Raw genomic sequence first — 25,589 nt, forward strand, 5'->3', positions numbered from 1 at the left:
AAGAATCACTATCATTTGGAGGTCAACATGCCCAGTCAACCCGATTTTGTTCGCATCCGCTCTTTAGGAGCGTTCGCGCTTGCCGCGCTGCTGCTCTTCGCGTCGGTGACCGGCTGCAGCCAGTCGCCGTCCTCGCCGTCGGCGGAGACGACAGGTCCGTCCGCGTCTTCGTCTCCATCCTCGTCCGCCGCCGAATCCGCTCCCGCGGCGCCGGAAACCCGCTTATTCACGGACGGCCTGGGCCGCGAGGTGGAAATTCCGGTTCATCCCCAGCGGGTCGTCGTATCGGAGTTTTCCTCCGAGGCGCTCACCGTCGGCGTGAAGCCGATCGGTCTCGGTCCCAACGATCTGAAAAACGCCTTTACCCAAAGTCAATTGACGGGAATCGACGATGTGGGAGATCCGCCGAACGCGGAGAAAATATTGGATCTTAAGCCCGATTTGATCATTTTCTCACAGTATATGCCCGAGATTTACCCGGACGCGATGGCCCAAATCGAGAAAATCGCTCCGGTCATCTACATCGCGTTCGAAGACCCGATCTACGACGTGCTGACAACCGTTGCCGACGCGCTGGGGAAAACGGAAGAGGCCGCGGAATGGATCAAAGCCTACGAGGCCGAACGCGACCAGGTCAGGGAAGAGGTTCAGGAGGCGCTCGGCGACCAGACGGTATCGATCTTCCGCATTCAGAAGGGCCGCCTGCGCATTTATCTCAGCACCAATTTCGGGGGTTACGCGCTGCGCTCCGCTCTCGGAGCGAAGGCGCCCGAAGCCGTGCAGGAAGAGATCGCCAAGGCGAAGTGGGCCAATGCGGTGGAAATCTCGCTGGAGAAGCTGCCGGAATATGCCGGGGACAAAATGCTCGTGATCGTGGCAGGCGAAGGCGACGATCAGGACGAATATCAGGCGATCAAGGATACCGCGCTGTGGAAGTCGCTTCCGGCGGTCAAAAACGGCGACGTTTATTTTCTGGACACGCTCAAGTATTACAACTCCGATAATGTAACCGTTCGGGAAACGATGAAGGAAATGGCCGCGATGCTGACCGGCAAAACGCCGTGACCGGATCGGCAGAAGTCGAGCGCGATGCTGCTGTGACCGGCGAAGGGCCGGAGGGAATCAGCGCGCTGGAGGCGGTCGTTCGCGGTCGGCGCACCGTTCGCAAGTTCAACGGCGAGCCGCTGGACAAGCGGACGGTGATCGAGCTGTTGGAGGCGGCCTCGTGGGCTCCGTTCCATTCCCGCCAGGAGCCTTGGCGCTTCATTCTGTTCTGCGGGGATGGCCGGAAAAAGTTCGCCGAGGCGATGGTGTCCACGTTGAACAAGGAAACGAAGGCGGAGTGGGGAGAATGGTTCGAGGACCAGTTCTGTCGACTGATTCCCGCGCATCTGCTCGTCGTCATTCCCGCGGATCCCCGGCAGAAAGTATGGGAGGACGCCTTCTCCGCCGCCTCCGCGCTGATTCAAAATTTTCAACTGCTCGCCTGGGAGAGGCGGATCGGCGTCGTCTGGAAAACGAACGAATACAACTGGGATCCCCGGTTCCATCGTGCCGTAGGCGTGAAGCCGGAGGAGAGAATCGTCGGCACGCTGCATATCGGCTATTTTGATCGCGCTCCCCGCGCGGGGAAGCGCACGCCGATCGACCAACTTCTGACGTGTTTTGAAGAGTAGGCGAATATTGAAACTTGGCGACGCTAGGGGAAATGCCCTGCGTCGTCTTTATTTTCTGTTTATTGATAATGATTATCACTGTTGGTAGTATAAAGATGAACTTGGATGCATGTCGATTGGCGGACCGGGACACGAAGAGGCATCGCGCGGGAATGGAAGGGTGAACGGGAATGGACCTCAATGGAACAAGCTCCGACCGCTTGTATACGTTTGAATCGATCGAAAGCGGCATTTTGAACGGAGGAACGGAAGGGGACGTATTCGTCCACGAGCTGCCGGGATTTCTGGTAATCGCCGAAGGGGAGGGCCTGCTGGAGGCCGATACCGGCGTCGTCTACAGGGTGCAAAAAGGCAGCGTGTTTCTGAGGAAGCCCGGATCGGCCGCGAGGTTAAGCGCATCGCCCGGAAGCGGGGGAGTGCTCCACGTGCGGCATGTCGTGTTCCGTCCGATCCCGCTTTTCCCTACGGCCTCAGGCAGGGCGGCATCCGAAGCGGCCGGGGAATGGAACGCGGCAGGAGCGTTCGTCGAATCCGCCGGTTCGCTGCTCGATTGGGCCGGCGAATTAGCCCACTTCGGCACGGACGAGGAGCGCGGTTTGCGGCTGGAACGGCATATTCTCGTACAGAAGATGGTGCTCTGGTGGATCCGGAACGTCAGACTCGCGAACCCGGGCTTCGCAAGCATAGCCGTCGCGGCCGACTATGTCCATCGCCACTTCCGTCTCCCGCTGGACATGGAACGGCTCGCGTCGCTTGCCGGCTTCAGTGTCTCCCACTTCGCCCTGCTTTTTAAGAGATATACGGGCTGCAGTCCGTCGGAATACTTGAACACGCTGAGGATCAACCGCGCGAAGGAACTGCTTATCGCGGGGGAGCTCGAGTTGAAGCGGATAGCCCCGGAGGCGGCGTGCAAGGACGAATGGTACTTCAGCCGAAAGTTCAAGAAGAAAACCGGCCTTTCCCCGACGCGTTACCGCAAGCAGGCGCGCGAGCATGTCGTGTCATATTCCTTTCCGATTTCGAACCATCTGGTCGCCCTGAACGTTCGTCCCAGCGCGGCATTCGTTCATCCGGCGGATCGGCCACGGCACCGCGAAGGGACGGTCTGCCTGCGATACGGGGATACGGAATCCGAGCAATTGGCCGCGTTGAAGCGAATGCAGCCCGACTTGTCGCTGTTTCTTGACGAAATGACCCCGGAGGAGCGAACGTTCCGCGAGAAGGCGCGGGCATGGACGCCGACGCTGACGATTCCGTGGATGTCGATGGACTGGCAGGAGCAGATGCTGGCCATTTCCGAGTGGGTGAATCGGAAGGAAGCGGCGCTCGGCTGGATCGCGGATTTTGAAACCTCGGCCAGGGAAGCCCGCCGGCGAGTGCGCGCCTCCGTCGGAGAGGAGGAGACGGTCGGCGTCTTGGTCGTGTCCGGCGGCCAATGCTCCGTATACGGCGTCCGGAATATCGGTTATTCGCTGTACCGCTCGCTCAAGCTGTCGCCGCCCCCGGCTTTACGCCGTTTGTTCGAGTCTGATCGGAATTTTTACGCCGTAGAGGTGCCTATAGAGCGGCTGGCGGATTACGCGGCGGATCGTATGCTGGTAATGGTTCGGCGCGATGTTCCCGGTACGGAGGATTTTTTCCGCCGGCTTCGCCGAACGCCGTCCTGGAGAGCGCTGGAGGCCGATCCCCGCAGACGGTTTTACTATATCGAGCCCGACAAGTGGCTTATGTACGATCCGCTTTCGGTTCGGGAGCAGTTGGGCCTCGCGAAGGAACTGCTGATAAGCGGAATGTCCAAATGAACATAAGCGATTCGGATATAGTTAGGCGAGCGTCCGCCCTCTATAATCGACAATGATAATGATTATCAATTGTGGAGGGGAGCAACACCATGTTATTCAGCGGCAAGAGAGCAAGCGTTCTGGGAGTCGTGCTGGCATCGGCAATGGCGCTGTCCGCTTGTGGCGGCGCGCAGGGCGGGAACGCAGCAGGACGGACCTATTCGGACGCAAAAGGGGACAAACAAATTCCGGAGCGGCCGTCGCGCGTCGTGACGACGCAGTATTTGCCCCATATGCTGGCGTTGGGGGAGAAGCCCGTTGGGGCGCCGGGTTTTCTGATCGACGCGTTGAACCGGCTGAACGAGGTGTCCGGCAGGTCCTACGACGCGACGGGCATCGAGGACGTCGGCTACCCGCCGGACGAAGAGAGGATGACCGCGATCAACCCGGATCTGATCGTGACGTTGGATGACGAGAATTACGACAATTACAGCAAAATCGCGCCGACCGCCATCGTGTCTTTTCTGGAACTGAACGTATGGGATCAATTGCTTCGCGTTGGGGAAGCGTTGAATCGCGAAGATGAAGCCCGGGCGTGGATCGACGAATACAACCGGAAGGCGAAGGAAGCGAAGGATAAGCTCCCCTCATCGTCTGGAGAGTCCGAAACGGTGGGCGTCTACCGAATTTATCAGAAAGAGCTGCGCGTGTACGGGGCAAGAAACGGTGGCTACGTGCTGTACGATTCTCTGGGACTGAAGCCTCCCGCTCCGATCACCGATCTGATCGGCAAAGACCCGAACTTCGTCTATGAATCGATCTCTCTCGAGAAGCTGCCGGAATTCGCCGCGGATCGGATGATCGTCCTGGTGACGGACGATCAGGAGTCGAAGACATTCCTTGAGGAGGTTCAGAACAGCGCGTTGTGGCAAAATCTTGCCGCCGTTCGCGAGGGACGGCTGCATTTTGTCGACAACAACGTCTGGCTGAACTATTCCCCGCTGGCTATCGACTATCAACTGGAGCAGGCGGCCGACCTGCTGACCGGATCATGAGCGGGAAGGAGCGTGCCGAGATGAGCGACAACGGTTCGCGGCTTCCGGAGCTGTACGACGTGACGATCGTCGGCGGGGGACCGGCCGGCATGTATGCCGCTTTCTATGGCGGTATGCGGGACATGAAGATGAAGCTGATCGAAGCCAAATCCGCGCTTGGCGGCTTCCTGCACATGTATCCGGAGAAAATGGTCTGGGATGTTGGCGGCCTTCCGCCGATCCGCTGCGATTTGCTGATGTCCTGGTTGGAGCAGCAGGCGCGTACGTTCGAGCCGACCGTAGTGCTCGGCCAGGAGATTCGGGGCTTGATCCGGGAGGAGGACGGCACCTTCGTCCTCGTCTCCGCGGACGGAAAAGGACATCGCACGAAGACGGTCATCATCGCCGCCGGGCGCGGCATTACGCAAATCGAGAAGCTCAACATTCAGGGAGCCGAACGTTACGAGGTGGCCAACCTTCACTACACGATTCAGGATCTCAACAGCTTCCGGGGCAAAAAAGTGCTCGTCTCCGGAGGAGGCAACTCTGCTGTCGACTGGGCGATCGATTTGGCTGCGGTAGCGTCGAGCGTGATCGTCGTCCATCGCCGGGAGGAGTTCAGCGCGCTGGAGAAGCGAGTGTCGGACATGCAGCTCGTAGCGGAAACCCGCACCCCGTACGCGATCGACTGCCTGCACGGGGACGGCAACGCCATTCGACGCGTGACGATCGTCCATTCCCATACTGGGGAAAAGGAGGACATCGACATCGACGCCGTTCTCGTCAACCACGGATACAACAGCGACTACAGTACGTTCGAACAATGGGGGCTGGAAATCGGGGAGCGCGGGCCGGTCGTGGACGAGCGGCTGGAGACGTCGATTCCCGGCATCTTCGCCGCCGGGGATTGCATCGTGTACGGAACCAAGGTGCGCTTGATCGCCGGGGCGTTTAACGACGCCGTCCTCGCTGTCAACGGAGCGAAGCTGCACATTGAGCCGGAGGCGCACAAGATGGCGTTCGTCTCCTCGCACAACGATCTGTTCAGAGATCGGAATCGGGCGTTCCTTACGCCTGGCCGCCATTTCGGCGCCCGTCTTCCCGATGGTGCCCGATAGCGGCGGACGAAGCATTCAGGACTGGGCTCCTCCGGCCTGGATGCTTTTTTTGAATATCAGGATACAATCACTCCCCTTTTCGGAACATTTCAAGAGAACTGGCCAGAGCGATTTGGCATGCTCGATTTGAAATGCCCAATGTGAAATGCGGATAAAGATCTGGCGGCGTGGTTTATCGTTCTCTGCCTCTTTTGCCACTATCCCGTCCGCTCAGTTTTTCTGCACCGTTTTCTGAATATGTACATAGTGCCTTTTCGCTCTTTTGCCGGTATCCCGTCCAGTCAGGTTGGTCGCATGCCTCCTCCGAGAACGATAATGGCCTATCCTCCGTTTGTCTTTATCCCGACAGCTCAGAAACCTGGTTATAGCGTTCAGCGATAAGCTATCCCGTTTAATCAGTTGCTCATCCTCGCGGCGGTGAATTAGCGTTCAGCAGCTTGCTGGGTATCCCCATGATTCAGTTTGAGACTATCTTTCTGAAAAAGAACGAGATTCTTGAGGATGAGGGGGTGGCTTCGGCCCATTCGAAAAGAAGCAAATTAGCCCGTTTAAGGAATGTTGCCGTGAGGCTCGAGTCAGTCTGCCAGACTGGGAACGTCCGCTAGGTTTCATTAAATCAGGATAGGTGATTGCGAGAGGAATGGATGCAATTCGCGAGCAATTGGACGTGACTCTCAACTGACTCAAAGGGATACTGGCAAAAGGAGGTGAAAAGCGGTAAGAAAGGTATGGCGAGAACTGAATGGAGGGGATAGCGGCATAAGGGCCAGAGAAGAAAGAGGAGGGGCAGAACAAACTGACTCAAAGGGATAGCGGCAAAAGGGGACGAAAAGCGGTAAGAGAGGTATGGCGAGAACTGAATGGAGGGGATAGCGGCAAAAGGGCCAGAGAATGAAGGAGGAGAGACAGAACAAACTGACCGAAAGGGATAGCGGCAAAAGGGGTGAAAGATAGGTGTGGTGCTGGGGAGGACTGATGGAAGGGGACAGCGTGAGGGGGGAGAAAGGAGAGGAGAGGAGAGGAGACAGGGTGCTGCCTTTGTTCCTGCGGCGGACCAACCGACTCACATCAGCTTGCCAGGCCAAAAAAGCTTTTCGTCACAACCTCACCCGTGTGCCAATGTACGATTCTTTCGAGCAACAAGCCACGTTTGAGCACGATTCGAGAGACGATAACCGATTCTTTAGAACATCGTCCTCCATTTGAGCGCATTTCGGGAGACAATAACCGATTCTTTAGAACACCGCCCTCCATTTGAGCGTAATTTGGGAGACGATGACCGAATCTGTAGAACATCGTCCTTCGTTTGAGCTCCATTCGGGAGAAGATGACCGATTCTTTAGAACATAGCCCTCCATTTGAACGCGATTCGAGAGACGATAACCGAATCGGTAGAACATCGCCCTCCGTTCGTGTTGCACAAACCTCTCCATCGGGTGTTTCGTTTGCTCGTGTATGCGAATGGGTCAGCTATACTTTTGTTCGCGCGCCCGAGTCGGCGGCAAGGTTTCTTCCGATTTGATCCTAGCTATCTACCGGACAAAAGTTGCTATAATAGATAGAGACTAACGTAAAGAAAGAACGGAGCTGACCGAACGCCATGACTGAACCGACAAACGAACCGGCGAATAAAGCGGCGAACGAGTTGACGGACGAACCGGCGAATAAAGCGGCGAACGAGTTGACGGACGAACCGGCGAATAAAGCGGCGAATGAGTTGACGGACGAACCGGCGAATAAAGCGGCGAACGGGCTCACGAGTGAGCTCAAGAAGGGGCCGGCGAATGAAGTCCCCGCATCCGAAAGTCATTCCCGCCTGCTGCTGGACAGCTACCGTCGAGCGACGGGACGCGAATTGCTCACGCCGGTGCCTGAACCGGAGGAGGCCGCAGCGGCGCTGTTCCGAGCGCCGTTCGTGCTGCTCTCCCACGGGACGGAGGCCGATCCGGTGCTGAACTATGGCAACGCCGCCGCGCTTAAGCTGTGGGAGATGACGTGGGAGCAGTTCACGGGGACGCCCTCGCGCCTGACCGCCGAGCCGATGGAGCGGTCCCAGCGGGAGAAGCTGCTGGCGGACGCCAAGGAAAAAGGCTATTCCGACGGCTACTACGGCATCCGGATTTCAAGCGGCGGCAGAAGGTTCGAAATCCGCAACGTGCTGCTGTGGAGCGTGACGGACGAGCAGGGAAGCTACAGAGGACAAGCCGCCGTTTTTTCGGAGTGGGCCTACATTTGACCATAGGTCGGAAGCGGGAACGAACGAGCCGCGACCGCCCACGATCAAGCCGGGGCGATCTGTCGGCGCGAGGGTTCGTCACAGAGAATGGAGATCGATAAATGAAAACGGCCGGTGTAACGAGGCAGGAGGTCCTTGCCGTTCTGAAGAACAGCTGGTTTAAGCTGCGCGAGGTTCGCCGCGATCGGAATTCGAATGCCTATTGGGGAATTTTCAGATGGCGAAGGCTGGAGTCCTATATGCTGTTCGTGTCGCTAAGCGCCGAAGGATTCGTGACCGTAAACGGTTGTATTCGTACGCTCAAGCCCGGGACTGCCGTCGTCTGCGTACCCGGACAGAAGGTCTCGGCTCATGCGACTTTGCATGACGAGCGCGGAATTTATGTGATCCGGTTCGACGCAGGTACGGTGGGGGAAAAGCAGTACGGACTTGAGAGGTTGTTCCCGACCGACGCAGAGCTGGATTACACGCCAAGCTCGACCGATCTCGCTCTATTCGAGTCCATGCTCGGTTATTGGCAGGGAGACGGCTGGCTGGGACGCTTGCGCAGCCAGGCAGCTTTTCATGAATGGTTCTACAGCTTGCTGCAAGGCTGTATCGCGGAACCGGACGGGGACGGAAAGGCCGGACTCGCATGGGCCAGGCTGTATATTGAGCAGCATTTCGACACGAATGTGACGATCGAATGGCTGGCCGGGACGATTAGCGTCAGCCCGCGCCATTTCCGCCGCATGTTTAAGGAAACGTATGGGGTCAGCGCCATCGAATACTTGACGGAGCAGCGTATTAATCAGGTGAAAATCCGAATGGAGGAGAGCGGCAGACCGCTTGGAGAAATTGCGCGCGAAGTCGGCTACGAGAACGAAAGCTATCTCCGCCGCATGTTCAAAAAACAGGTTGGCGTTCCGCCCGCTCAATACTCCGCAAATCGTCAACTGCGCGTAGCCGCCTACAGCTGGCCCAATATCGGACAACTGCTTCCTCTTCAGATCGTTCCGCGCGCCGCGCCGATCGATCAGTATTGGACCGATTACTACCGCCGCAAATTGCATTTTGATGTAACCGTTCCGCTTGGTCATCGATACGACCCCAACAGAGAGGCTCTTCGCTTGTTTCGTCCCGACTTTATTGTCGGAATCGATTGTTTTATGACAGCCGAGGAGAGACAACAGTTGTCGGAGATCGCTCCGTCCCTGTTTCTGCCGTGGTTGACGGAGAGCTGGCAAGCTCATCTTCTCCTGACGGCAGCTTTTTTGAACAGGGAAGAGGAAGCGGAAAGCTGGCTTCGCAGCTACCGGAGGGAAGCCGAAGCTGTGGCGGACGGATTGCGACGGTTGACGGAGAGAGAAGCGGTGTTAATTATAATGGTCGACAAGAAGGCGGTGTATCGCTGGACGGACCCTCGATTGGGGGAGTTCGACGGGCTGCCGTTGGCGCCGCGGCGCATTGATCGGATCGGCGCGGAATTCACGCGAATAGATCGGGAGTGGAGAAATTTCGATGGAGCGGATCGCATGATCGTTTTGCTGTCGGAGGATGTGAAGTCGGTTTCGACCTGGCACGAGCTGCAGCGCTCGGAGGCGTGGAGAGAACGGGCGGTCGCCTTGGGCCGGCGCATTCATCTCATCCGGCTGGGCCCCGATTTCGACTACACGGCGTTTAATCACAGGGCGATTCTGGAACAGTTCAAGGTGTTGATCTCCGCGCTGCAGCTATGAACAAATCGGCCAGCTTCTTGCGCAATCCTGTCCGAAACGAGGATATACAGGACTCTGTTTCTGCTGTACACTCTCTTGGTGATAGTGATAATCATTATCATGATCATTGTCGTTAAAGGGAGAGAGATCAAGCATGAAGTACAGCAAGCCATTGTTAGGCGGTTTATTTTTACTGTTGCTGCTGTCCGCTTTTACATCCGCATGCGGAAACGAAAATGTCGGCAGCAGGGGCGGTTCGGAGGCGAATAGCGCCGCGCCGTCTGTTGACGAAGCGTCCGCGACAGCGAGCGCTTCGGCGGAAAGCTCGTCCGGCATGCGCGCCTTCACCGATGCCACCGGCATGACGCAGCAAATTCCCGTAAATCCGCAGCGGATCGTGACGTCGGGCCTTCTCGATGTGCTATTGACGCTGGGCGTCAAGCCCATCGGAGCCGGATCGTGGGAAATGAAAGCCGATTATCTGAAGGGGAAGATGGACGGCGTCTCCGACTTGGGCAATACGGTTAATGCGGAACAAATACTGGAGCTTGAACCGGATTTGATCGTCGTCTCCGGCGAGGAAGAGCCGGAGGAAATCGTAAACCTTCGCAAAATCGCGCCGACCGTCGTTGTCCCCTTCGCCGGAAGCGATGTATATAAGCTGCTGCAGGACGTGGCCGCCGTCGTGAACAGGGAGGAGCAGGCGGAGCAGTGGATTGCCGGAGTGCAATCTCAAGCGGATGAGATTAAGGCGAAGATTCAAGATCAGTTCAAGCCGGACGACACATTTGCTATGTTTTGGGTTTACGGCAAGGATGCTCTGCGCGTTTATGGCGCGAGGAACATAGGCCATGTGTTTTATCGGATGTTGGGATTGAATCCGCCGGAGCTTATCCGTGACAAGCTGGAGCAGGACCCTGACTATAATGACTTCTATTCTGAAAATATTTCGATGGAGATGCTTCCGGAGTACGCGGGCGACTACATTATTATGTGCATTTACGATGAAGAATCCCGAGAGGGGATGTTCAAGCAACTTGAGGAAAGCGCCTTGTGGAAAAATCTCCCTGCGGTGAAGGACGGTCATGTGTTCATCGTGGGCGCCGATCCGTGGTTCAGCTACTCGCCGCTGGCCATTGAGAGTCAGCTGCAGCAGGTTCAGGATCTTCTGTTATAACTTGAATGTTAGTGTTGCAAAGAAAACAGGCAGGGGCGTACGCCCCTGCCTGTTTCTTTAAGTGAACCCGGCCGCCGCTATTTCTCCGTCAGAACGCTGCCTCCGAACAGAAAGCGGTGCTCCCATTGCGAGTCCGCGAACGCCTGAACGTGCACGCCTCCGCTGGCGTTGGAGTAAGTATGCAAAATTTTGCCGTCCCCGAGGTAGAGAGCCACGTGCGTAATCCGCTCGGTTGACCTGTCTACACCTTTATAGTCCGCCGCCGTCGAGCCTTTGTAGGTCATGAAAAACATCAGGTCTCCGCGTTTCAGGCTGTGCCAGTCCGACTTGGCGGTGCCGAGCTTTTTCACGAAAGCGCCCTGCTGCCGGGAATCGAGAGGGATCACAATGCCGGCTTTCTCCTTATAGATCCAGCGCACGAAGTCGGAGCAATCGAACGTCTCCGTCGTGCCCCGGTTTGAGCCGAACAAATAAGGCGTTCCGATGTACTTCATTCCTTCCGCGATGACCTTGTCGATAACCGCGGCGAGGGTATTCCCGGTCTCTTTCGTCCCGCTGTCCGAGCCGCCGCTGCCGTCCGGGGCGCTTCCCGCATCCGTACCTTCATTAGAGAGCTCCGTTTTTTTCGCCGTCGCCGCCCCTGGAGCCGCCGAGGACGTTCCCGGAACGGCGCCGATGCCGCTCGCCAGCAGCGCTGCCGCGCATAATGCAGCTACATGCTTCTTCATGCTGTTATCTCCTCCATTTTTAAACACAACCTCGTATTTAAACGCTATCATAGGCGGATTGGAACGCGAAACCCACAATTGTTGCCAACGGCGCGGCCGCAAGTCCGATACGGCAAGGCCGCGGGACCGTAACGACCCTCGACCACAGTCTAGGATCAAAAACATACGCGGGTCCGTTATGCATAAATGCGGAGAGGTTTACAATAAGGTCATGAGGTAAACGAGTTGCAGAAAAGAGGTGAAGCAAATGAGAAGAGGGAACGGATTGGCGCTGCTGCTGATCGTCTTCGGAGGAATGATTATCCTCGGTAAACTGGGCTTCGGGTTGGGCTGGCTGTTCGGAATAATCGTTCCGGTTCTGCTGATTTTGCTTGGCGTCGCAGTCTGGAATAACGGCAGCAAGCTGCTGGGGGGAATCATCGTCGTCGTCGGAGGATTTGTGCTGCTGGGCAAGATGAGCTTCCTGCTCGTATGGGCTGCGGCGATCGCGATGATCGTGTTCGGGGTATCGATGCTGGGCCGCAACAATCGGACGACCAGATTCTAACATCCATATCATCGCAGCGACAGCCGCAATCAGGAATGAGGAGGGAAAAAAGAGATGACCGTTATGAAAAGGATGCGCGACATTACGGTGGCCACATTAAACGATCGACTGGAAAAAGCGGAAGATCCGGTAAAGGTCATCGACCAGTTCCTCTGGTCGACGCATCAGGAAATCACGCAAAGCGAAGGGCTGCAGCGACAGTACGCCGCGCATACGGACAGCTTGTATCGGCAATGGAAAGACGCCGAGCAATGGGCCGACAAGCGCGAGCAGCAAGCCGTCACCGCCCTGAAGGCGGGCGAGGAGAACGTCGCGAAGCTGGCGCTTCAAGATAAGGTGATCCACGAGGAGAGCGCCCAGCGTTACCGCCAGCTCTACGAGCAAAGCCGCAGCGAGCTGAACGATCTGGAGCTGCTGCTGCAGGAGCTTCGCAGCGAATACCGCGCGGTGTACGACCGCCGCCAATTTTACGTCGCCAGAATGGAATCCCTTCGCCTTCAGCAGCGGCTGAACGCGAGATTCGCTCCCGGCAGCGCGGATACGTCGCAAATGTTCCGCAAGATCGACGACCGCCTGACCGACATCGAGCTCGAAACCCGCAGCCTGCGCGACTTGCGCCGGATGGGACAGGAAACGCTGCTGCATGCGGGAGAGGTCGTCAAAACGACGATCGAGCGCGAGCTCGAGGAACTGAAACGTAAACTGCAACAAGGAGGTTAACCGCATGCGCAAACTTTATCGCTCCACCCGGGACCGCAAGCTATTCGGGGTGTGCGGAGGATTGGCGGACTTTCTCGGCGTCGATGCGACGCTGCTGCGGATTCTGTTGATCGTCGTAGCCGTTTTCTCCGCGGGTTCCGTTGTCCTCGTCTACATCATCGCAGGATTCGTCATTCCGAGAGAGCCTTATTACGGCGGCTTCGGACCGGGTCCTTACGATCCGGGCTATCGCGGGCAAGATCCTTATTACGGCTACAATCCCGGTCAAGGTCCGAGTCATGGACCAAGCCATGGGCCCAGCCAAGGCCCAAGCCACGGTCCAAGTCACGGTCCCGGCTGGAATCCGAATTCTTCCGGCTACGCCGGCTATTCCTCTTCAAACGCTGCCCGCCCGAACCCGGCCGCTTCGGCATCGAGCCGACCGTCGCAAGGGCTGGACGCGATGATGGAAGATATCGAGAAGAAGTCCATGCAAAAAGAGATCGAAGAACTGAAAGCCAGAATCTCAAAATTCGAGAAGGATTCGAAAGGAGAATAACACAATGGGAGTATTTCAAAGAATTAAGGACCTGACGAAGGCATCGGTACATGACCTGCTTGACAAGCTCGAGGATCCGATCGTCATGCTGAATCAATATTTGCGCGACATGGAAATCGAAATTCACGACGCCGAGGTAACGGTAGCCAAGCAGATGGCTTCCGAGCGCCGGATGAAGCAGCGCCTGGACGAACTGGTCAGACTCGGCGTCGACCGCGAAGGCCAAGCGGAGCACGCTCTGCGCTCCGGCAACGAGACGCTGGCCCGCAAGCTGCTCGAAGAGAAAGTCCAATTCAGCCAGCAGGCTACCAGCCTGGCCGAGCTTCACGATCAAGCCAGCGCTCAAGTGTCCGAGCTGACGGCCCAGCTTCACGAAATGAAGGAAGAATACTACAAGCTGCGCAACAAGCGCAACGAGCTGGCGGCCCGTTCCCAGATGGCCAAGGCCCGCAAGCAAATGGCGCAAGTGAGCACGCTTCATACGATCGAGAGCGGCACGGCTTCCCGCGGCTTCCACCGGATGGAAGAGAAGATCATGCAGATGGAGGCGGAAGCCGAGGTGGCCAGATTGCCGGGCGTTTCCTTCGGCAGCACGCCAAGCCGCATCGATCCCGAGAAGGAATTCCGGGTCGAACAGGAGCTGGAAGCGATCAAAAGCCGGATCCAGCCCAAGCTGGACAAAGAGTAAGCGACAAACCAAGCATTCTCCCGTGGCGCAAGATATGCTATGATGTCGAATAGTGATGTCGCGCTCATATGGCAAGCCATAACGGTCTAATCGCCGTTATGGCTTTCCCTGCGACATGGAGATGCAATTCAGCAGGAGGTGTGACCCGACATGAGAAAATCCAGCAACGCGACCGTATTCATAGCAGCCGGTATTTACCTCGCGCTTGGCGCCTTGGCGGGTTACACGACGGTTAACGCGGTCCTGCTTCTGCTGCTCGGCATCCATCGGTATCAATCCGATCGTTCCCGAGTGTCGGTTGTCGTCATTGCGGTCAGCACGCTGGTGCTGATCGTGACGCAGTTTGCGCTTTTCGTCATCGTGGTGCTTGTCTCGCTCGGCATTTATTATTTCCGTGCCCGGCCTCCGGAATTCGGGACGCATGTCAGCAAGCACCGGTTATTTGTCAACATGCGGCTGGACGAACAATCGTGGGTGCTGCATTCGATGAGCCACTGGCATGCGCTGGGAGAAATTCATATGGATATGTCGCTTGCCGTTCCGGAAGAGAAGGAGACGACGATCGTCCTTCAAGGCGTCGCCGGCAACGTCGACTTGATCGTCCCCGAGGACTACGGCCTGCAGGTGGACGCGTCGGTGCTGATGGGCCAGGCGTCCTTCCGTCAAATTCAGGAGGGCGGCGTTATGCAGCGCCTGTCGTGGAAGTCGCCGAACTACGAGCAATGCGAGCAGAAGCTGAAACTCCAGCTTTTTTATCTCGTAGGAGATATTAAAATACGTACCGTATAATGTTGTAGAGGAGGAGTCGCATGGAGTCTCGTAAGGTCACCAATATGGTCTGGCGCCACATGGGCGAGGCCGTGCTGTACTCCTTGGGCATAGGCGCTCTTGTCGTATACCTGCTGATCCGCTACGGCGTGGACGGCTCCTTCCATTCGGTGAACAAAGCGATTTCGTTCTCGCTCACCGCGATCGGAGTGCTGACCGTCGCCGGAGCGGCTTTCGGTTTTTGGAGAAGCTATCCGGTACGAAGTCGGCTGGAGATGCTTCGGGAGTCGATGGTGACGTTGGAAAAAGGAACCCCGTCGCTGCCCCTGCCCGATCTGGGCAAGGACGAAATCGGGCGGCTCGGGGAGCAGCTCGGCAAGCTGGGGCGGAAGTGGGAAGACCAGGTATCGTCGCTTCAGCGCCTGTCGACCAACAACGCGGAGCTTGCCGCGCAGGCCCGGATGAGCGCGGTCGTCGAGGAGCGCCAGCGGCTGGCGCGGGAGCTTCACGACGCGGTCAGCCAGCAGCTGTTCGCGATCTCGATGACCGCGACCGCGGTCGGCCGGACGATGGACCACGATTTCGAACGGGCCCGCCGGCAGGTGGAGCTGATCGAGGAGATGGCTTCGGCGGCGCAATCCGAGATGAGGGCGCTGCTGCTGCATCTGCGGCCCGTCCATCTGGAGGGCAAACGCTTGGCCCAAGCGATTCCGGAGCTGGTGGAGGAGATGATGGCGAAGGTTCCCGTCGATATCGCGATCGATATCGAGCAGGATCTGCCGCTGAACAAAGGCGTGGAAAACCATCTGTTCCGCATCGTGCAGGAAGCGCTGTCCAACACGCTCCGTCATTCGAAAGCGACGAAGATGGACATCGTGCTTCAGCGCCGGGGAGAAGCGGTGCGGCTGGGCATTCGCGACAACGGGATCGGCTTCGACACCCAGGTGAAAAAGCAGGCCTCGTACGGCATGACGAACATGGAGGAGCGCGTCAACGAGCTGGGCGGCTCGTTAAACGTCGCGAGCGCGCCGGGCAAAGGAACGAGAATCGAAATCAGAGTGCCGTTGATGGCGGAAGGCGGTTGAACGCGTGGAGGAGGAACAGGCGTTGGTGCGGGTATTGTTGGTGGACGATCATGAAATGGTCAGAATCGGCCTTGCCGCCGTGTTGGGCACGGAGGATGGCATCGAGGTCGTCGGGGAGGCCGGCAACGGAATGGACGGGCTTCGTCTGGCGCGGGAATATTCTCCCGACGTCGTGCTGATGGACCTCGTGATGGAAGGAATGGACGGCATCGAGACGACCCGGCGGATTATGGAAGAGATGCCGGATTGCCGGGTCATCGTGCTGACCAGCTTCCTGGACGACGAGAAAATGTATCCGGTTATCGAGGCCGGCGCGTTCAGCTATCTGCTCAAAACCTCGCGCGCCTCCGAGATCGCGGATGCGATTCGCGCGGCGGCGCGCGGCCAATCGGTGCTCGAATCCCAGGTGGCTTCCAAAATGATGAATCGCTTCCGCCGGCCGCAGCAGACGGCCGCCCAGCCTCACGAGGATTTGACGGAGCGCGAGATGGAAGTGCTGAAGCTGATCGCGCTGGGCAAGTCGAATCAGGAGATCGCCGACGATCTGTTCATCGGAATCAAGACGGTCAAATACCATCTGACGAACCTGTTCGGCAAGCTCGGCGTAGAAGACCGCACGCAGGCGGCCATCTATGCGCACCGGAACGGCCTGGCGGACTAGATCGGCCAGACCGCCTTCACGCGGCCCAAGGAGAGGATCGTTTTGGACAAGCTGATTTCCATCGGCGGTTCCAGCCCCATTTTCCCCCAATAGACCGGTTCCGACGCTTCCGTATCCTCCTCTTCCGAAGCGCTGATTTCGGCCCGAAGCTTGGATTTGCGTCCCCGCTTGACGGGCCGGGCCGTTCTTTCCCCGTTGAGCACAAGCGTCGAAGCTCCGCACGAGGTTAAAATTCCCGTATGCCGGGCATCGTCGTGCGTGATCACGCAAACGGGACGGCCGAACAGCGGCCTCAGCGAGTATTCGTCTACCTCATGATCTTCGTCGAACATAGTGCGCCAACCTCCTGGGTGATCGATTTGATGCATTGTATTCCCGCCGTGACAAACGTGTACGGGCGATTACCCATGCAGCTGGAAAAGACAGGTTAAAAACGTAGCGTTGTCCCCCTAATTGTGCTACACTACAATTCATGAGATTTGACAAAATCGGCTCATCCAATCCCGACCAAGAAAGATGAGGATCATGACGGACAATAAAAACGATACGGTTTCCGCTCCCGCAGCGGTCTATTTCATTTTCGGAGCCACGGGCGACCTAGCTCGCCGCAAGCTGTTCCCGGCCTTGTACAGCCTATACCGCGAAGGCAAGCTCGGCGAGAAGTTCGCCGTCGTCGGACTGGCGCGCCGGCCGCGCACGAACGAGCAATTCCGCGACGACGTATTCTCGTCCATCGGCGAGTTTTGCCGGTACAAGCCCCAGGAGAACGAAGATTGGAGCGCTTTTTCCGATCGCTTTACATACTTGTCGCTGGACACGGGCAACGTCGCCGCGTTCCAGCAATTGAAGGAGCACACGGAGGAGCTGGAAGCCGGATACGGCATTCCCGGCAACCGTCTGTTCTATTTGGCGCTTGCGCCGGAGCTGTTCGGCAGCGTCTCCCGCAACCTGCGGGACGGCGGCATGCTGGAGAGCGAGGGCTGGCACAGACTGGTCATCGAGAAGCCGTTCGGCTACGATTATCCGTCCGCGGAAAAGCTCAACGAGGAAATCCGCCAGGTGTTCCGCGAGGACGAGGTGTTCCGGATCGACCATTACCTGGGCAAGGAAATGGTTCAGAACATCGAGGTTATTCGGTTCGCGAACGCCTTTTTCGAGCCTCTGTGGAACAAAAATCATATCGCCAACGTGCAGATTACGCTGTCGGAGACGGTCGGCGTCGAGGATCGCGGGGCGTATTACAACAAGTCCGGCGCGCTTCGGGACATGGTGCAGAACCATATGCTGCAGATGCTGACGATGATCGCGATGGAGCCGCCGGCGCGGCTCGATCCGGAGAGCATCCGCGACGAGAAGGTGAAGGTGCTCCGGTCCGTCAGAAGGTACGCGGCCGAGGAGGAAGTGCGCGACAACATCGTGCGCGGGCAGTATTCGAGCGGTTCGCTTAAAGGCAAAGAGCTGAAGGGCTATCGCGAAGAGGACAACGTCGATCCGGCATCGGTCACGGAGACGTTTTTCGCCGCCAAGCTGTTCGTCGAGAACTTCCGCTGGGCGGGCGTTCCGTTCTACGTGCGCACGGGCAAGCGGCTTCCGGTCAAATCGACGGAGATCGTCGTCGAGTTCAAGAACGTGCCGGGCAACGTCCTGTTCGCCAGGAGGCAGGAGCTTCAGCCGAACCTGCTCGTTATTCGCGTCAATCCGATGGAAGGCATTTATTTCCGCGTCAACGCCAAGACGCCGGGCAACGGCTTGACCATCCAGCCGGTCGCGATGGAGTTCTGCCAGAGCTGCCAGGTGGGCATCAACACGCCGGAGGCGTACGAACGCCTGCTGTTCGACGCGGCCCGCGGCGAAGGCACGTACTTCACCCGGTGGGACGAATTGGCGGCCGCCTGGAAGATTGTCGATCCGATCGCGGCGGCCTGGAGAGAGCACGAGATTGCGCCCGACTTGTATCCGGCCGGCTCCTGGGGACCGGAGAAAGCGGAGAAGCTGCTGAGCGACGAAGGCTATCGCTGGTGGCCCGTCAACGGGCAGGATGAGGACAACGTCGTATGGGTGTCCAACACGGATAAATAAGGTCCGGGAGGCGAAGGCCGTGCCTAAAATATACGATATCAGCATGACGATCGAAGAGAGCATGCAGGTATGGAAAAATTACGAGGCCAAGAAGCCCCGAATCGAGAACGCGCAAAACCACGATCAGGGCAAGCCCCATGAAAGCCTGCTGGCGATGAACGTGCACACGGGAACGCACGTTGACGCGCCGCTGCACATGCTGGCGGGCGGCGCGACGATCGAGACGATTGCGCTGGAACGGCTGGTCGGTCCGGCTCGCGTGCTTGATCTGACGCATGCGCGGGATTGCATTACGAAGGCGGACCTCGAGCCGTTCGCGATCCGGAAGGGCGAGCGGATACTGCTGAAGACGTCGAGTTCCTTCAGCGAGGCGTTTCTGTCGGATTTCGTTTTCCTGCGGGAGGACGGAGCGCGCTATTTGGCCGACATCGGCATCGGCCTCGTAGCGACGGACGCGCTGGGCATCGAAAGAGCCCAGGCCGAGTACCCGACGCACCGTACGCTGATGCGCAGCGACGTCATCATCGTCGAAGGCCTGCGTCTGAAGGACGTACCGGCCGGCAACTACACGCTCGTCATCGCGCCGCTGAAGCTGACCGGCATCGACGCGGCCCCGGCCCGCGCGCTCCTGATCGGCGACTAACGCAGAGAAAAAGCTGCCCGTTGAGGCTGCCCCTTGCCGGGCAGCCTTTTGTCGTTGGCCCAACCCAGCCGCCCTGCCGCCAACGGTTTCTCCATCGATAGTACCGCCCCGCGAGCTAAAGTGTGCCACCTAGTCGAATTCTCCGCTGATAGTACCGTCCTGCGTGCTAAAGTGTGTCACCTAGTCGAATTCTCCGCTGATAGTACCGTCCTGCGTGCTAAAGTGTGCCACCCAGCCCAATTCCTCCCCACACGATTACCAAAAACGCGCCCGAGATTACTTTTTAATTGATAATGATTATCACTATCTATATACTAAGCATAAAAGCGCTTTTCATCGGGAAAGCCGCCACTATCGTTCATTTGCGGAGGAAAATTCATGTCTCAGAAGAAGGCTAAAAGCAAGCGTCCATCTCCCGTTAAGAAACTGATGCCTTATCTGCGGCGCAAAAAAGCGCCGATGATCGGATCGATGCTGCTGGCCGTGCTGGCGTCGCTGCTGGGGCTTGTTCCCTATGTCGTCGTGTATCTGCTGTGCGTTCGCATTTTGGACGGGACGGGGGATTCGGCCGTATATTCGCAATTGGCCCTGGCAGCGCTGGGCGCGGTCGTCGCAAAAGGGCTGTGCATGCTGCTCTCGACCAATCTGGCCCACAAAGCCGCCTACGACATCATCTACGAGGTTAGACTCGATCTGGCGGATAAGCTGACGAAGCTTCCGCTCGGGTATTTCGACCGCCACGACATCGGCAGCGTCAAGCAAACGATGAACGAGGATGCCGAGCAGCTCGAAGAGGGCGTCGCGCATCTTATTCCCGACATGACGTCCGCGATCGCCATTCCCGTGCTGACCTTTATTCTCATGCTGACGCTGGACTGGAGATTGGCGCTGGCCTCCTTTGCTTTCATTCCGATTTTGAGCGCCGCGTTCTCCTATGCGAACAGCAAGATCAAGCCGCTCGCACCGCTGTTCGCGGAGTTTAACGCCTTGGTCAGCTCGGCGCTGCTGCGGTATGTGTACGGAATGAAGGTGATCCGCGCGTTCTCCCGCTCGGAATCGGCCTATGCCGAATATAGCCGCGTCATTCGCCAATCGGCCGAGCTGGGCGAACGCGCCGACGAGCAGAGCGTCGCCGGGAAGTCGCTGGCGGCCGGCCTGTCGCAGATGCCGCTCCTGGTCGTCGTGCCGGTCGGCATCGCGCTGTACGCGGCCGGGCAGATTGCGCTGCCGCTGTTTGTTCTGTTCGTTCTGCTGACGATCGGAATCGGCAATACGCTGCTGAAGACGTTTCGGACGAGCGGACATATTTCCTTCCGTCTGGCCGGCGCCACCCGCAGGGTGACCGCCCTGCTGGAGCAGCCGGAGCTGTCGCGCCCCGAGCGGCCGCAGCGCCCGCAAGGCACGGACATCGTCTTCGATCGCGTGAGCTTCGCCTATGACGACAAGCGGGAAGCGCTGAAGGACGTTTCCTTCACGGTGCGGGAAGGGACCTTCACTGCGCTGGTCGGTCCGTCGGGAGCTGGCAAAACGACGATCGCCCGCCTGCTGCCCCGTTTCTGGGACGTGGCGGAAGGCTCTGTCTCCATCGGCGGCGTCGACATCCGCGAGATGGACGCCGAGGCGTTGATGCAGATGATCTCGTACGTGTTTCAAGACGTGTATTTGTTCCAAGGCACCATTATGGACAACATTCGCATGGGAAGGCCGGACGCGACCGACGAGGAAGTGATCGAGGCGGCGCGGCGGGCGAGGTGCCACGACTTTATCGCCGCGCTTCCCGACGGCTACGACACCGTGGTAGGCGAGGGCGGCGGCAAGCTGAGCGGCGGGCAGAGGCAGCGCATCAGCATCGTCAGGGCGTTCCTTAAGCAGGCGCCGATTCTGGTGCTGGACGAAGCGACGGCGCTCATCGATCCGGAGAACGAGGCGCGCATCCAGGATGCGATCAACGAGCTGGTCAACCCGACCGACGGCAAGCCGAAAACGGTGCTGATGATCGCGCATCGTCTGCACACGGTCGTCCATGCCGATCAGATCGTCGTCGTCGAGGACGGACGCGCGGCCGCCAGCGGCACGCACGAGCAGCTGCTTGCCTCCTATGAAGGCTATCGCAAGCAGTGGGAGGCTTATACGCAGCTTCCCGAGGACGACGCCCTGTTCGCCTCGGGGCTGGCGGCTTCCGGCGAGACGGCGGCCGCGCCGTCGGCCAGCGCGGACAGCCGGCCCGCAGCGGACGTACAGGAGTCCGGCCGGAAGGACGAGGATTTGTATCGGCAGCTCGGCAGCCTGCCGCTGCTGCAAAAATCGTTCGTTCTCGCCGATGACGAACGGGATCGCAAGCGGCTCCGCAAAGGGTATTGGCGCACGCTGCTGGAAAGCCCGTTCATCAGCCTGGCGCCGATTCTGGTCGCGCTGGCGGTCGCCGGCATGTCGGCGGACGAGATGGATAATGCCTGGCTGTACGCGGGAGCGATGGGTCTTGGCTTCCTCATTCAGGGCATTCTGTATTACCGCTCGAACAAGGTGATGTTTCCGTTTTATCCGAAGCTGGCCTCCAACGTTCGGCTTTATTTGGGCAAACGGCTGAAAAACCTGCCGCTCGGCTTTTTCGTCGGACGCGAAACCGCGACTTTGGAGATGCGGATCAAGCAGGACGCGATGATGGCGGGTTTTATGCCGACATTGGTTACGATCCTTGTCAAAGGGACGATCGCTCCGCTGGTGACGCTGGCGGCGCTGCTGTGGATCGATTGGCCGCTCGCGCTGGTCGCGGCGGCGGGGATTCCGTTCAGCCTGCTCGTCACGTTGCTGGCCGACCGCCGGCTTCACGGAGTGATGAACCGGCTGCGGGTGGCGCGCGACAACGCCAACGGCCGCATCGTCGATTTCATTCGCGGCATTTCGGTCGTTCGCGCCTTCGGGCTGGCTCGCAGCTCGCTGATCGGATATAAGGATACGATGGACGAATACCGGCGCAGCAGCGTCGCGATCAACAACAGCCTATCGCCTTTCTCCGCGCTGAACGGCATCGTGTTCGAGCTCGGGTTCGTCGCCGTTATCGTCGTGGGGGGCTATCGTTATACGAGCGGCTCGATCGACGGCCTGGGCTTCATTTGCTTTATGATGCTGGCCGCCGTTCTGTACGAGCCGCTGCCGATGATCGATTATATGGCCGGCAGACGCACGATGCATGCGACCGTGCGCAACCTGAACGAAATCGTCCTCGAGGACGATCTGACCCAGCCGAAGGCGGGGGAGGAACGGCTGCCGCAAGGGCACGAGATCGAGCTGCGCGGCGTGAGCTTCGGCTACGACAGCGGCCGGCCGGTGCTGAAGGGCGTCGATCTGACCATTCCGGCCAAAGGCGTAACGGCGCTCGTCGGTCCTTCCGGAGGCGGCAAAACGACAACGCTGAATCTGATCGCCAGGTTCTGGGACGCGGAGGAAGGAAGCATATCGATCGGCGGAACCGACGTACGGGAGATGAGGCACGATACGCTGATGTCCCGGGTGTCGTTCGTTTTCCAGGATGTGTACCTGTTTCCCGACAGCATTCTCGCCAACATCAAATACGGCAATCCCGAGGCGACGACGGAGCAGGTCGTCGCCGCGGCCAAGGCGGCGCGCTGCCACGACTTCATTATGGAGCTGCCGGACGGCTACGATACGCTCGTCAGCGAGGGGGGCGGCACGCTGTCCGGCGGCCAGAGGCAGCGGATCAGCATCGCCAGGGCGATGCTGAAGGACGCTCCGATCGTTCTGCTGGACGAGGCGACGGCCAGCGTCGACCCGGAGAACGAGCGTCACATTCGCGAGGCGCTGCAGGCGCTGGCCGCCGACAAGACCGTTGTGATGGTCGCCCACCGCTTGCATACGATCCGGCAGGCCGATCTGATCGCGGTGATGCAGGACGGGCAAGTGGTGCAGACCGGCAAGCACGAGGAGCTGCTCGCCGAGAACGGGCTTTACCGCACGTTCTGGGAGGAGCGCAGCCGAGCCGAGAGCTGGCAGATCCAGCATTAAAGAAGGATGAGCCCGATTTTGCATCGGGCTCATTTTTTTGTTGATTAACGTAACAGTGTTATGTTACGATAACTGCGGAGGGATTGAGATGGAGAGCGAATTGATATCCAAGAAGGAATTGCTGGACGAGAAGGGCATCTCCTACGGCCAGCTGTACCGATGGAAGCGGAAGCGGCTCATTCCGGAGGAGTGGTTTATCCGCAAGTCTACGTTTACGGGACAGGAGACGTTTTTTCCTCGGGATCTCATCCTGGCCCGGATCGATAAAATCATGAATATGAAAGAGGACCTGTCTCTGGACGAGTTGGCCGACAAGCTGTCTCCGGCGCTGCCGGACTACGAGCTGCGCAAAGCCGACGCGGTCAAACGGAACATTGTTTCGTCGATTGTGCTGCAGCGTTTCGCCGCCGAAGACGACGAGGCTCTTGTTTATACGTTCGACAAGCTGCTGTATTTTTACATCGTCGATCAACTGCTCCAAGCGGGCGAGATGAGCATGGAGGAGGGGGAACGGCTGCTGGAGACGCTGCGGGAGCATTTTCCGAAATTTTCGGGCAAGGCCTGCGATCTGGTGTTTACGCGCAAGATGGGCGTATCTTCGTTTGCGCTGCTGTCCGCTTCGTCCGAGTTGTATTTCGAGAGCGGCGTGAAGGTCGTTGCGCGCATTTCCATGACGGAATGCATTGAGCGTCTTAAAGGAAAATGGGTATAGGAGGAAAAAGAATGAATCAGGCAGCGCAAGCGGATCTTGTCATTAACGGAGTGAGCACGGCAAGCGGCGGGCGGTACGGCAATGTGAAAATCGACGGCGTCGGGACGGTCGAGGGCGATCTGATCTGCGACGATTTCGATTGCAACGGAATGACCAAAGTCCGGGGAAGCTTGACCGCAAATCGGATGGATGCGGACGGCATGTTTACGGTTGACGGATCGATGTCGGCCGGAAGCTCGGTCGTTGACGGACAAATGCGGGTCAAGGGGGCGCTAAAGGCGGAAAGCTTCACGATCAACGGGCTGCTGCGCGTGGGCGGCGACTGCGAGATCGAGCGGCTGCGCCTGGAGGGAGCCTTCGACGTAGGCGGTCTGATTAACGCAGGGAGCATGAACGTGCTGCTGCACGGCCGCGGCAAAGCGAAGGAAATCGGCGGCGAAACGATCGAGGTCAAGAGAAAGGCCAGAGGGCCGCTGAGCAAGCTGCTGACGTGGTTCGTGCCGAGATTCGCCCCCGAGCTGAAGGTGGATACCATCGAAGGAGACGACATCGAACTGGAATATACCGAGGCGGTTGTCGTGCGGGGCAACCGGGTCGTCATCGGTAAAGGCTGCACGATCGATCTGGTGGAATACCGTACGGAGCTGAAGGCGCACCCCGGTGCGAAAATCGGAAAGGAGGCGAAGATCGGTGGCTGAACAAGTCAGAAAAGATATTCGAATGGTCGGGGAGGTCAGCTCCGCGGGCGGATACTATCGTCACGTCAGGCTTACGGGAGAAGCGACGTTCTCGGGAGACGTCGATTGCGTGAAGCTGACGCAGGTCGGCGAGCTGGAGATCGGGGGCGGCCTGAAAGCGGGAGAGTTGAAAATCACCGGGGAATGCGACGTTCGGGGACGGATCGACGCGGGAGCGGTGAGCGGCCGGGGCAATCTGACGACCAAGGCGGGCATGCGCGCCGACAGGCTGAAGTTCACCGGCAATGTCGAGACCGCGGGGGATTGCGAGGCGGGCGCGTTTACGCTGGAGGGCGTTTTCGCCGTATCCGGGCTGCTGAGCGCCGATTCGATCGACATCCGGATGTTCGGTCCGTGCTCCGCCCGAGAGATCGGAGGCTCGAAGGTTATCGCGCGCAAAAGCCGAACGAAGAAGCTGCTCGGCCTGATCAAGGCGGACGGGAACTGCATTCTGAACGCGGAGCAGATCGAAGGCGATTACGTGGAGCTGGAGCATACGGAGGCGGCGGTCGTCAGCGGCAATCGCGTCGAAATCGGCCAGGGATGCCGAATCGGACGGGTCGAGTACCGCAGCGAGCTGGATATTCACAAGAGTGCGATCGTGAACGAGGTCGTGCAGCGTTAAACGGCGCCAGACTCGTTATTGTTCCGGGAGCGATCCCTGCGGCAACAATTCCGGAGATGAGGCTTTCCATAAGCGAACCAAGTTGCTGTAAAAGATAATCGATGAACAAGGTGCAAGGGGTATGTACCTCCTTCCGATGCTATACGCTCCCGAAATCTGAAATGGTAAACCCGTGATTGGGTGATTTCAGGAGCGTATGAGGCATTCTCCAGGCTATGCTTGACCCACAGTGAATCCAATAAATGGGAGGGGCTAAAACGAGGTATATCGACGGTGCTTGAGTACCGTATGCAGCTCGTTTAAGCCTCTCCAAAGC

At 58.4% G+C, this 25,589-nt stretch carries 24 protein-coding genes; 21 read left to right on the top strand and 3 right to left on the bottom strand.

Annotated features, from left to right (window positions below; all coding sequences use genetic code 11):
• The first annotated feature begins 27 nt into the window (after positions 1-27).
• The 7 genes from ACFFT4_RS18985 to ACFFT4_RS19015 all read left to right on the top strand — a co-directional run bounded on the left by ACFFT4_RS18985 (position 28) and on the right by ACFFT4_RS19015 (position 9,563).
• On the top strand, positions 28-1,065 hold the full coding sequence (locus ACFFT4_RS18985; protein ID WP_378050343.1) for an ABC transporter substrate-binding protein: 1,038 nt from the start codon (positions 28-30) through the stop codon (positions 1,063-1,065).
• On the top strand, positions 1,062-1,676 hold the full coding sequence (locus ACFFT4_RS18990) for a nitroreductase family protein (protein ID WP_378050345.1): 615 nt from the start codon (positions 1,062-1,064) through the stop codon (positions 1,674-1,676). Before ACFFT4_RS18985 ends, ACFFT4_RS18990 begins: the two co-directional genes overlap by 4 nt.
• A gap of 170 nt (positions 1,677-1,846) precedes the next feature.
• A complete protein-coding gene (locus ACFFT4_RS18995; RefSeq protein ID WP_378050347.1) occupies positions 1,847-3,478 on the top strand; it encodes a helix-turn-helix domain-containing protein in 1,632 nt (543 codons plus the stop codon).
• Between the two features lie 89 nt (positions 3,479-3,567).
• A complete protein-coding gene (locus ACFFT4_RS19000) occupies positions 3,568-4,512 on the top strand; it encodes an ABC transporter substrate-binding protein (RefSeq protein WP_378050349.1) in 945 nt (314 codons plus the stop codon).
• Between the two features lie 20 nt (positions 4,513-4,532).
• Entirely contained in the window at positions 4,533-5,609 is a 1,077-nt protein-coding gene (locus ACFFT4_RS19005; RefSeq protein ID WP_378050351.1) for an NAD(P)/FAD-dependent oxidoreductase, read from the top strand.
• Positions 5,610-7,209: 1,600 nt separating this feature from the next.
• Positions 7,210-7,845: an MEKHLA domain-containing protein gene (locus ACFFT4_RS19010; RefSeq protein ID WP_378050354.1), complete on the top strand. Its 636-nt coding sequence runs from the start codon at positions 7,210-7,212 to the stop codon at positions 7,843-7,845.
• A 101-nt stretch (positions 7,846-7,946) separates the two neighbouring features.
• Positions 7,947-9,563, top strand: coding sequence for a helix-turn-helix domain-containing protein (locus ACFFT4_RS19015; RefSeq protein WP_378050356.1), 1,617 nt, complete (start codon positions 7,947-7,949; stop codon positions 9,561-9,563).
• Here ACFFT4_RS19015 and ACFFT4_RS19020 read toward each other — a convergent pair.
• Positions 9,558-9,905 (bottom strand): hypothetical protein, encoded by a 348-nt coding sequence (locus ACFFT4_RS19020; RefSeq protein WP_378050357.1) that lies wholly within the window; start codon positions 9,903-9,905, stop codon positions 9,558-9,560. The two genes, ACFFT4_RS19015 and ACFFT4_RS19020, sit on opposite strands and share 6 nt — an antisense overlap.
• On the opposite strand from ACFFT4_RS19020, the gene ACFFT4_RS19025 reads away from it, so the two are divergent.
• Positions 9,904-10,719: an ABC transporter substrate-binding protein gene (locus tag ACFFT4_RS19025; protein WP_378050359.1), complete on the top strand. Its 816-nt coding sequence runs from the start codon at positions 9,904-9,906 to the stop codon at positions 10,717-10,719. The genes ACFFT4_RS19020 and ACFFT4_RS19025 overlap by 2 nt on opposite strands.
• 77 nt (positions 10,720-10,796) lie before the next feature.
• Here the strand turns inward: ACFFT4_RS19025 and ACFFT4_RS19030 are convergent, their stop codons facing one another.
• A complete protein-coding gene (locus ACFFT4_RS19030) occupies positions 10,797-11,447 on the bottom strand; it encodes a C40 family peptidase (protein ID WP_378050361.1) in 651 nt (216 codons plus the stop codon).
• 247 nt (positions 11,448-11,694) lie between these two features.
• On the opposite strand from ACFFT4_RS19030, the gene ACFFT4_RS19035 reads away from it, so the two are divergent.
• The 7 genes from ACFFT4_RS19035 (at position 11,695) to ACFFT4_RS19065 (ending at position 16,454) form a co-directional block, all read left to right on the top strand.
• On the top strand, positions 11,695-11,994 hold the full coding sequence (locus ACFFT4_RS19035) for a LiaF transmembrane domain-containing protein (RefSeq protein WP_378050363.1): 300 nt from the start codon (positions 11,695-11,697) through the stop codon (positions 11,992-11,994).
• Between the two features lie 54 nt (positions 11,995-12,048).
• On the top strand, positions 12,049-12,714 hold the full coding sequence (locus tag ACFFT4_RS19040) for a PspA/IM30 family protein (protein WP_378050365.1): 666 nt from the start codon (positions 12,049-12,051) through the stop codon (positions 12,712-12,714).
• Positions 12,715-12,718: 4 nt separating this feature from the next.
• Positions 12,719-13,252: a PspC domain-containing protein gene (locus tag ACFFT4_RS19045; protein ID WP_378050367.1), complete on the top strand. Its 534-nt coding sequence runs from the start codon at positions 12,719-12,721 to the stop codon at positions 13,250-13,252.
• 4 nt (positions 13,253-13,256) lie between these two features.
• Complete coding sequence (locus ACFFT4_RS19050; RefSeq protein ID WP_378050369.1) at positions 13,257-13,940, top strand: PspA/IM30 family protein; 684 nt, start codon at positions 13,257-13,259, stop codon at positions 13,938-13,940.
• 150 nt (positions 13,941-14,090) lie between these two features.
• Complete coding sequence (gene liaF, locus ACFFT4_RS19055; RefSeq protein ID WP_378050372.1) at positions 14,091-14,729, top strand: cell wall-active antibiotics response protein LiaF; 639 nt, start codon at positions 14,091-14,093, stop codon at positions 14,727-14,729.
• 20 nt (positions 14,730-14,749) lie between these two features.
• On the top strand, positions 14,750-15,793 hold the full coding sequence (locus ACFFT4_RS19060; RefSeq protein ID WP_378050374.1) for a sensor histidine kinase: 1,044 nt from the start codon (positions 14,750-14,752) through the stop codon (positions 15,791-15,793).
• Positions 15,794-15,815: 22 nt separating this feature from the next.
• Positions 15,816-16,454, top strand: coding sequence for a response regulator (locus ACFFT4_RS19065; protein ID WP_378050376.1), 639 nt, complete (start codon positions 15,816-15,818; stop codon positions 16,452-16,454).
• On the opposite strand, the gene ACFFT4_RS19070 is transcribed toward ACFFT4_RS19065, so the two are convergent.
• The gene (locus ACFFT4_RS19070) at positions 16,451-16,786 is read right to left on the bottom strand and encodes a hypothetical protein (protein ID WP_378050378.1); all 336 of its coding nucleotides are present in this window, start codon (positions 16,784-16,786) and stop codon (positions 16,451-16,453) included. The two genes, ACFFT4_RS19065 and ACFFT4_RS19070, sit on opposite strands and share 4 nt — an antisense overlap.
• 193 nt (positions 16,787-16,979) lie before the next feature.
• On the opposite strand from ACFFT4_RS19070, the gene zwf reads away from it, so the two are divergent.
• From zwf to ACFFT4_RS19100, 6 genes are all read left to right on the top strand, one after another.
• Positions 16,980-18,533: a glucose-6-phosphate dehydrogenase gene (zwf, locus tag ACFFT4_RS19075; RefSeq protein WP_378050380.1), complete on the top strand. Its 1,554-nt coding sequence runs from the start codon at positions 16,980-16,982 to the stop codon at positions 18,531-18,533.
• A 19-nt stretch (positions 18,534-18,552) separates the two neighbouring features.
• Positions 18,553-19,176, top strand: a complete 624-nt coding sequence (locus ACFFT4_RS19080; RefSeq protein WP_378050382.1) for a cyclase family protein — start codon at positions 18,553-18,555, stop codon at positions 19,174-19,176.
• A 378-nt stretch (positions 19,177-19,554) separates the two neighbouring features.
• Positions 19,555-23,199, top strand: coding sequence for an ABC transporter ATP-binding protein (locus ACFFT4_RS19085; protein ID WP_378050384.1), 3,645 nt, complete (start codon positions 19,555-19,557; stop codon positions 23,197-23,199).
• An 88-nt stretch (positions 23,200-23,287) separates the two neighbouring features.
• Positions 23,288-23,911 (top strand): YhbD family protein, encoded by a 624-nt coding sequence (locus tag ACFFT4_RS19090; RefSeq protein WP_378050387.1) that lies wholly within the window; start codon positions 23,288-23,290, stop codon positions 23,909-23,911.
• Between the two features lie 11 nt (positions 23,912-23,922).
• The gene (locus ACFFT4_RS19095) at positions 23,923-24,609 is read left to right on the top strand and encodes a hypothetical protein (protein ID WP_378050389.1); all 687 of its coding nucleotides are present in this window, start codon (positions 23,923-23,925) and stop codon (positions 24,607-24,609) included.
• Entirely contained in the window at positions 24,602-25,273 is a 672-nt protein-coding gene (locus ACFFT4_RS19100) for a hypothetical protein (protein ID WP_378050391.1), read from the top strand. The genes ACFFT4_RS19095 and ACFFT4_RS19100 overlap by 8 nt, the downstream gene beginning before the upstream one ends.
• Positions 25,274-25,589: the final 316 nt, after the last annotated feature.

Origin of the sequence: Cohnella cellulosilytica (assembly GCF_042431195.1) — a bacterium.
Taxonomy (GTDB): domain Bacteria; phylum Bacillota; class Bacilli; order Paenibacillales; family Paenibacillaceae; genus Cohnella; species Cohnella cellulosilytica.

Excerpts from the sequence above, each read along its gene's own strand:
- ACFFT4_RS18985 (WP_378050343.1), top strand. The coding sequence starts at position 28 with ATGCCCAGTCAACCCGATTTTGTTCGCATCCGCTCTTTAGGAGCGTTC.
- ACFFT4_RS18995 (WP_378050347.1), top strand. The coding sequence starts at position 1,847 with ATGGACCTCAATGGAACAAGCTCCGACCGCTTGTATACGTTTGAATCG.
- ACFFT4_RS19000 (WP_378050349.1), top strand. The coding sequence starts at position 3,568 with ATGTTATTCAGCGGCAAGAGAGCAAGCGTTCTGGGAGTCGTGCTGGCA.
- ACFFT4_RS19005 (WP_378050351.1), top strand. The coding sequence starts at position 4,533 with ATGAGCGACAACGGTTCGCGGCTTCCGGAGCTGTACGACGTGACGATC.
- ACFFT4_RS19010 (WP_378050354.1), top strand. The coding sequence starts at position 7,210 with ATGACTGAACCGACAAACGAACCGGCGAATAAAGCGGCGAACGAGTTG.
- ACFFT4_RS19015 (WP_378050356.1), top strand. The coding sequence starts at position 7,947 with ATGAAAACGGCCGGTGTAACGAGGCAGGAGGTCCTTGCCGTTCTGAAG.
- ACFFT4_RS19025 (WP_378050359.1), top strand. The coding sequence starts at position 9,904 with ATGACGCAGCAAATTCCCGTAAATCCGCAGCGGATCGTGACGTCGGGC.
- ACFFT4_RS19020 (WP_378050357.1), bottom strand. The coding sequence starts at position 9,905 with ATGCCGGTGGCATCGGTGAAGGCGCGCATGCCGGACGAGCTTTCCGCC.
- ACFFT4_RS19030 (WP_378050361.1), bottom strand. The coding sequence starts at position 11,447 with ATGAAGAAGCATGTAGCTGCATTATGCGCGGCAGCGCTGCTGGCGAGC.
- ACFFT4_RS19035 (WP_378050363.1), top strand. The coding sequence starts at position 11,695 with ATGAGAAGAGGGAACGGATTGGCGCTGCTGCTGATCGTCTTCGGAGGA.
- ACFFT4_RS19040 (WP_378050365.1), top strand. The coding sequence starts at position 12,049 with ATGACCGTTATGAAAAGGATGCGCGACATTACGGTGGCCACATTAAAC.
- ACFFT4_RS19045 (WP_378050367.1), top strand. The coding sequence starts at position 12,719 with ATGCGCAAACTTTATCGCTCCACCCGGGACCGCAAGCTATTCGGGGTG.
- ACFFT4_RS19050 (WP_378050369.1), top strand. The coding sequence starts at position 13,257 with ATGGGAGTATTTCAAAGAATTAAGGACCTGACGAAGGCATCGGTACAT.
- liaF (WP_378050372.1), top strand. The coding sequence starts at position 14,091 with ATGAGAAAATCCAGCAACGCGACCGTATTCATAGCAGCCGGTATTTAC.
- ACFFT4_RS19060 (WP_378050374.1), top strand. The coding sequence starts at position 14,750 with ATGGAGTCTCGTAAGGTCACCAATATGGTCTGGCGCCACATGGGCGAG.
- ACFFT4_RS19070 (WP_378050378.1), bottom strand. The coding sequence starts at position 16,786 with ATGTTCGACGAAGATCATGAGGTAGACGAATACTCGCTGAGGCCGCTG.
- zwf (WP_378050380.1), top strand. The coding sequence starts at position 16,980 with ATGACGGACAATAAAAACGATACGGTTTCCGCTCCCGCAGCGGTCTAT.
- ACFFT4_RS19085 (WP_378050384.1), top strand. The coding sequence starts at position 19,555 with ATGTCTCAGAAGAAGGCTAAAAGCAAGCGTCCATCTCCCGTTAAGAAA.
- ACFFT4_RS19090 (WP_378050387.1), top strand. The coding sequence starts at position 23,288 with ATGGAGAGCGAATTGATATCCAAGAAGGAATTGCTGGACGAGAAGGGC.
- ACFFT4_RS19095 (WP_378050389.1), top strand. The coding sequence starts at position 23,923 with ATGAATCAGGCAGCGCAAGCGGATCTTGTCATTAACGGAGTGAGCACG.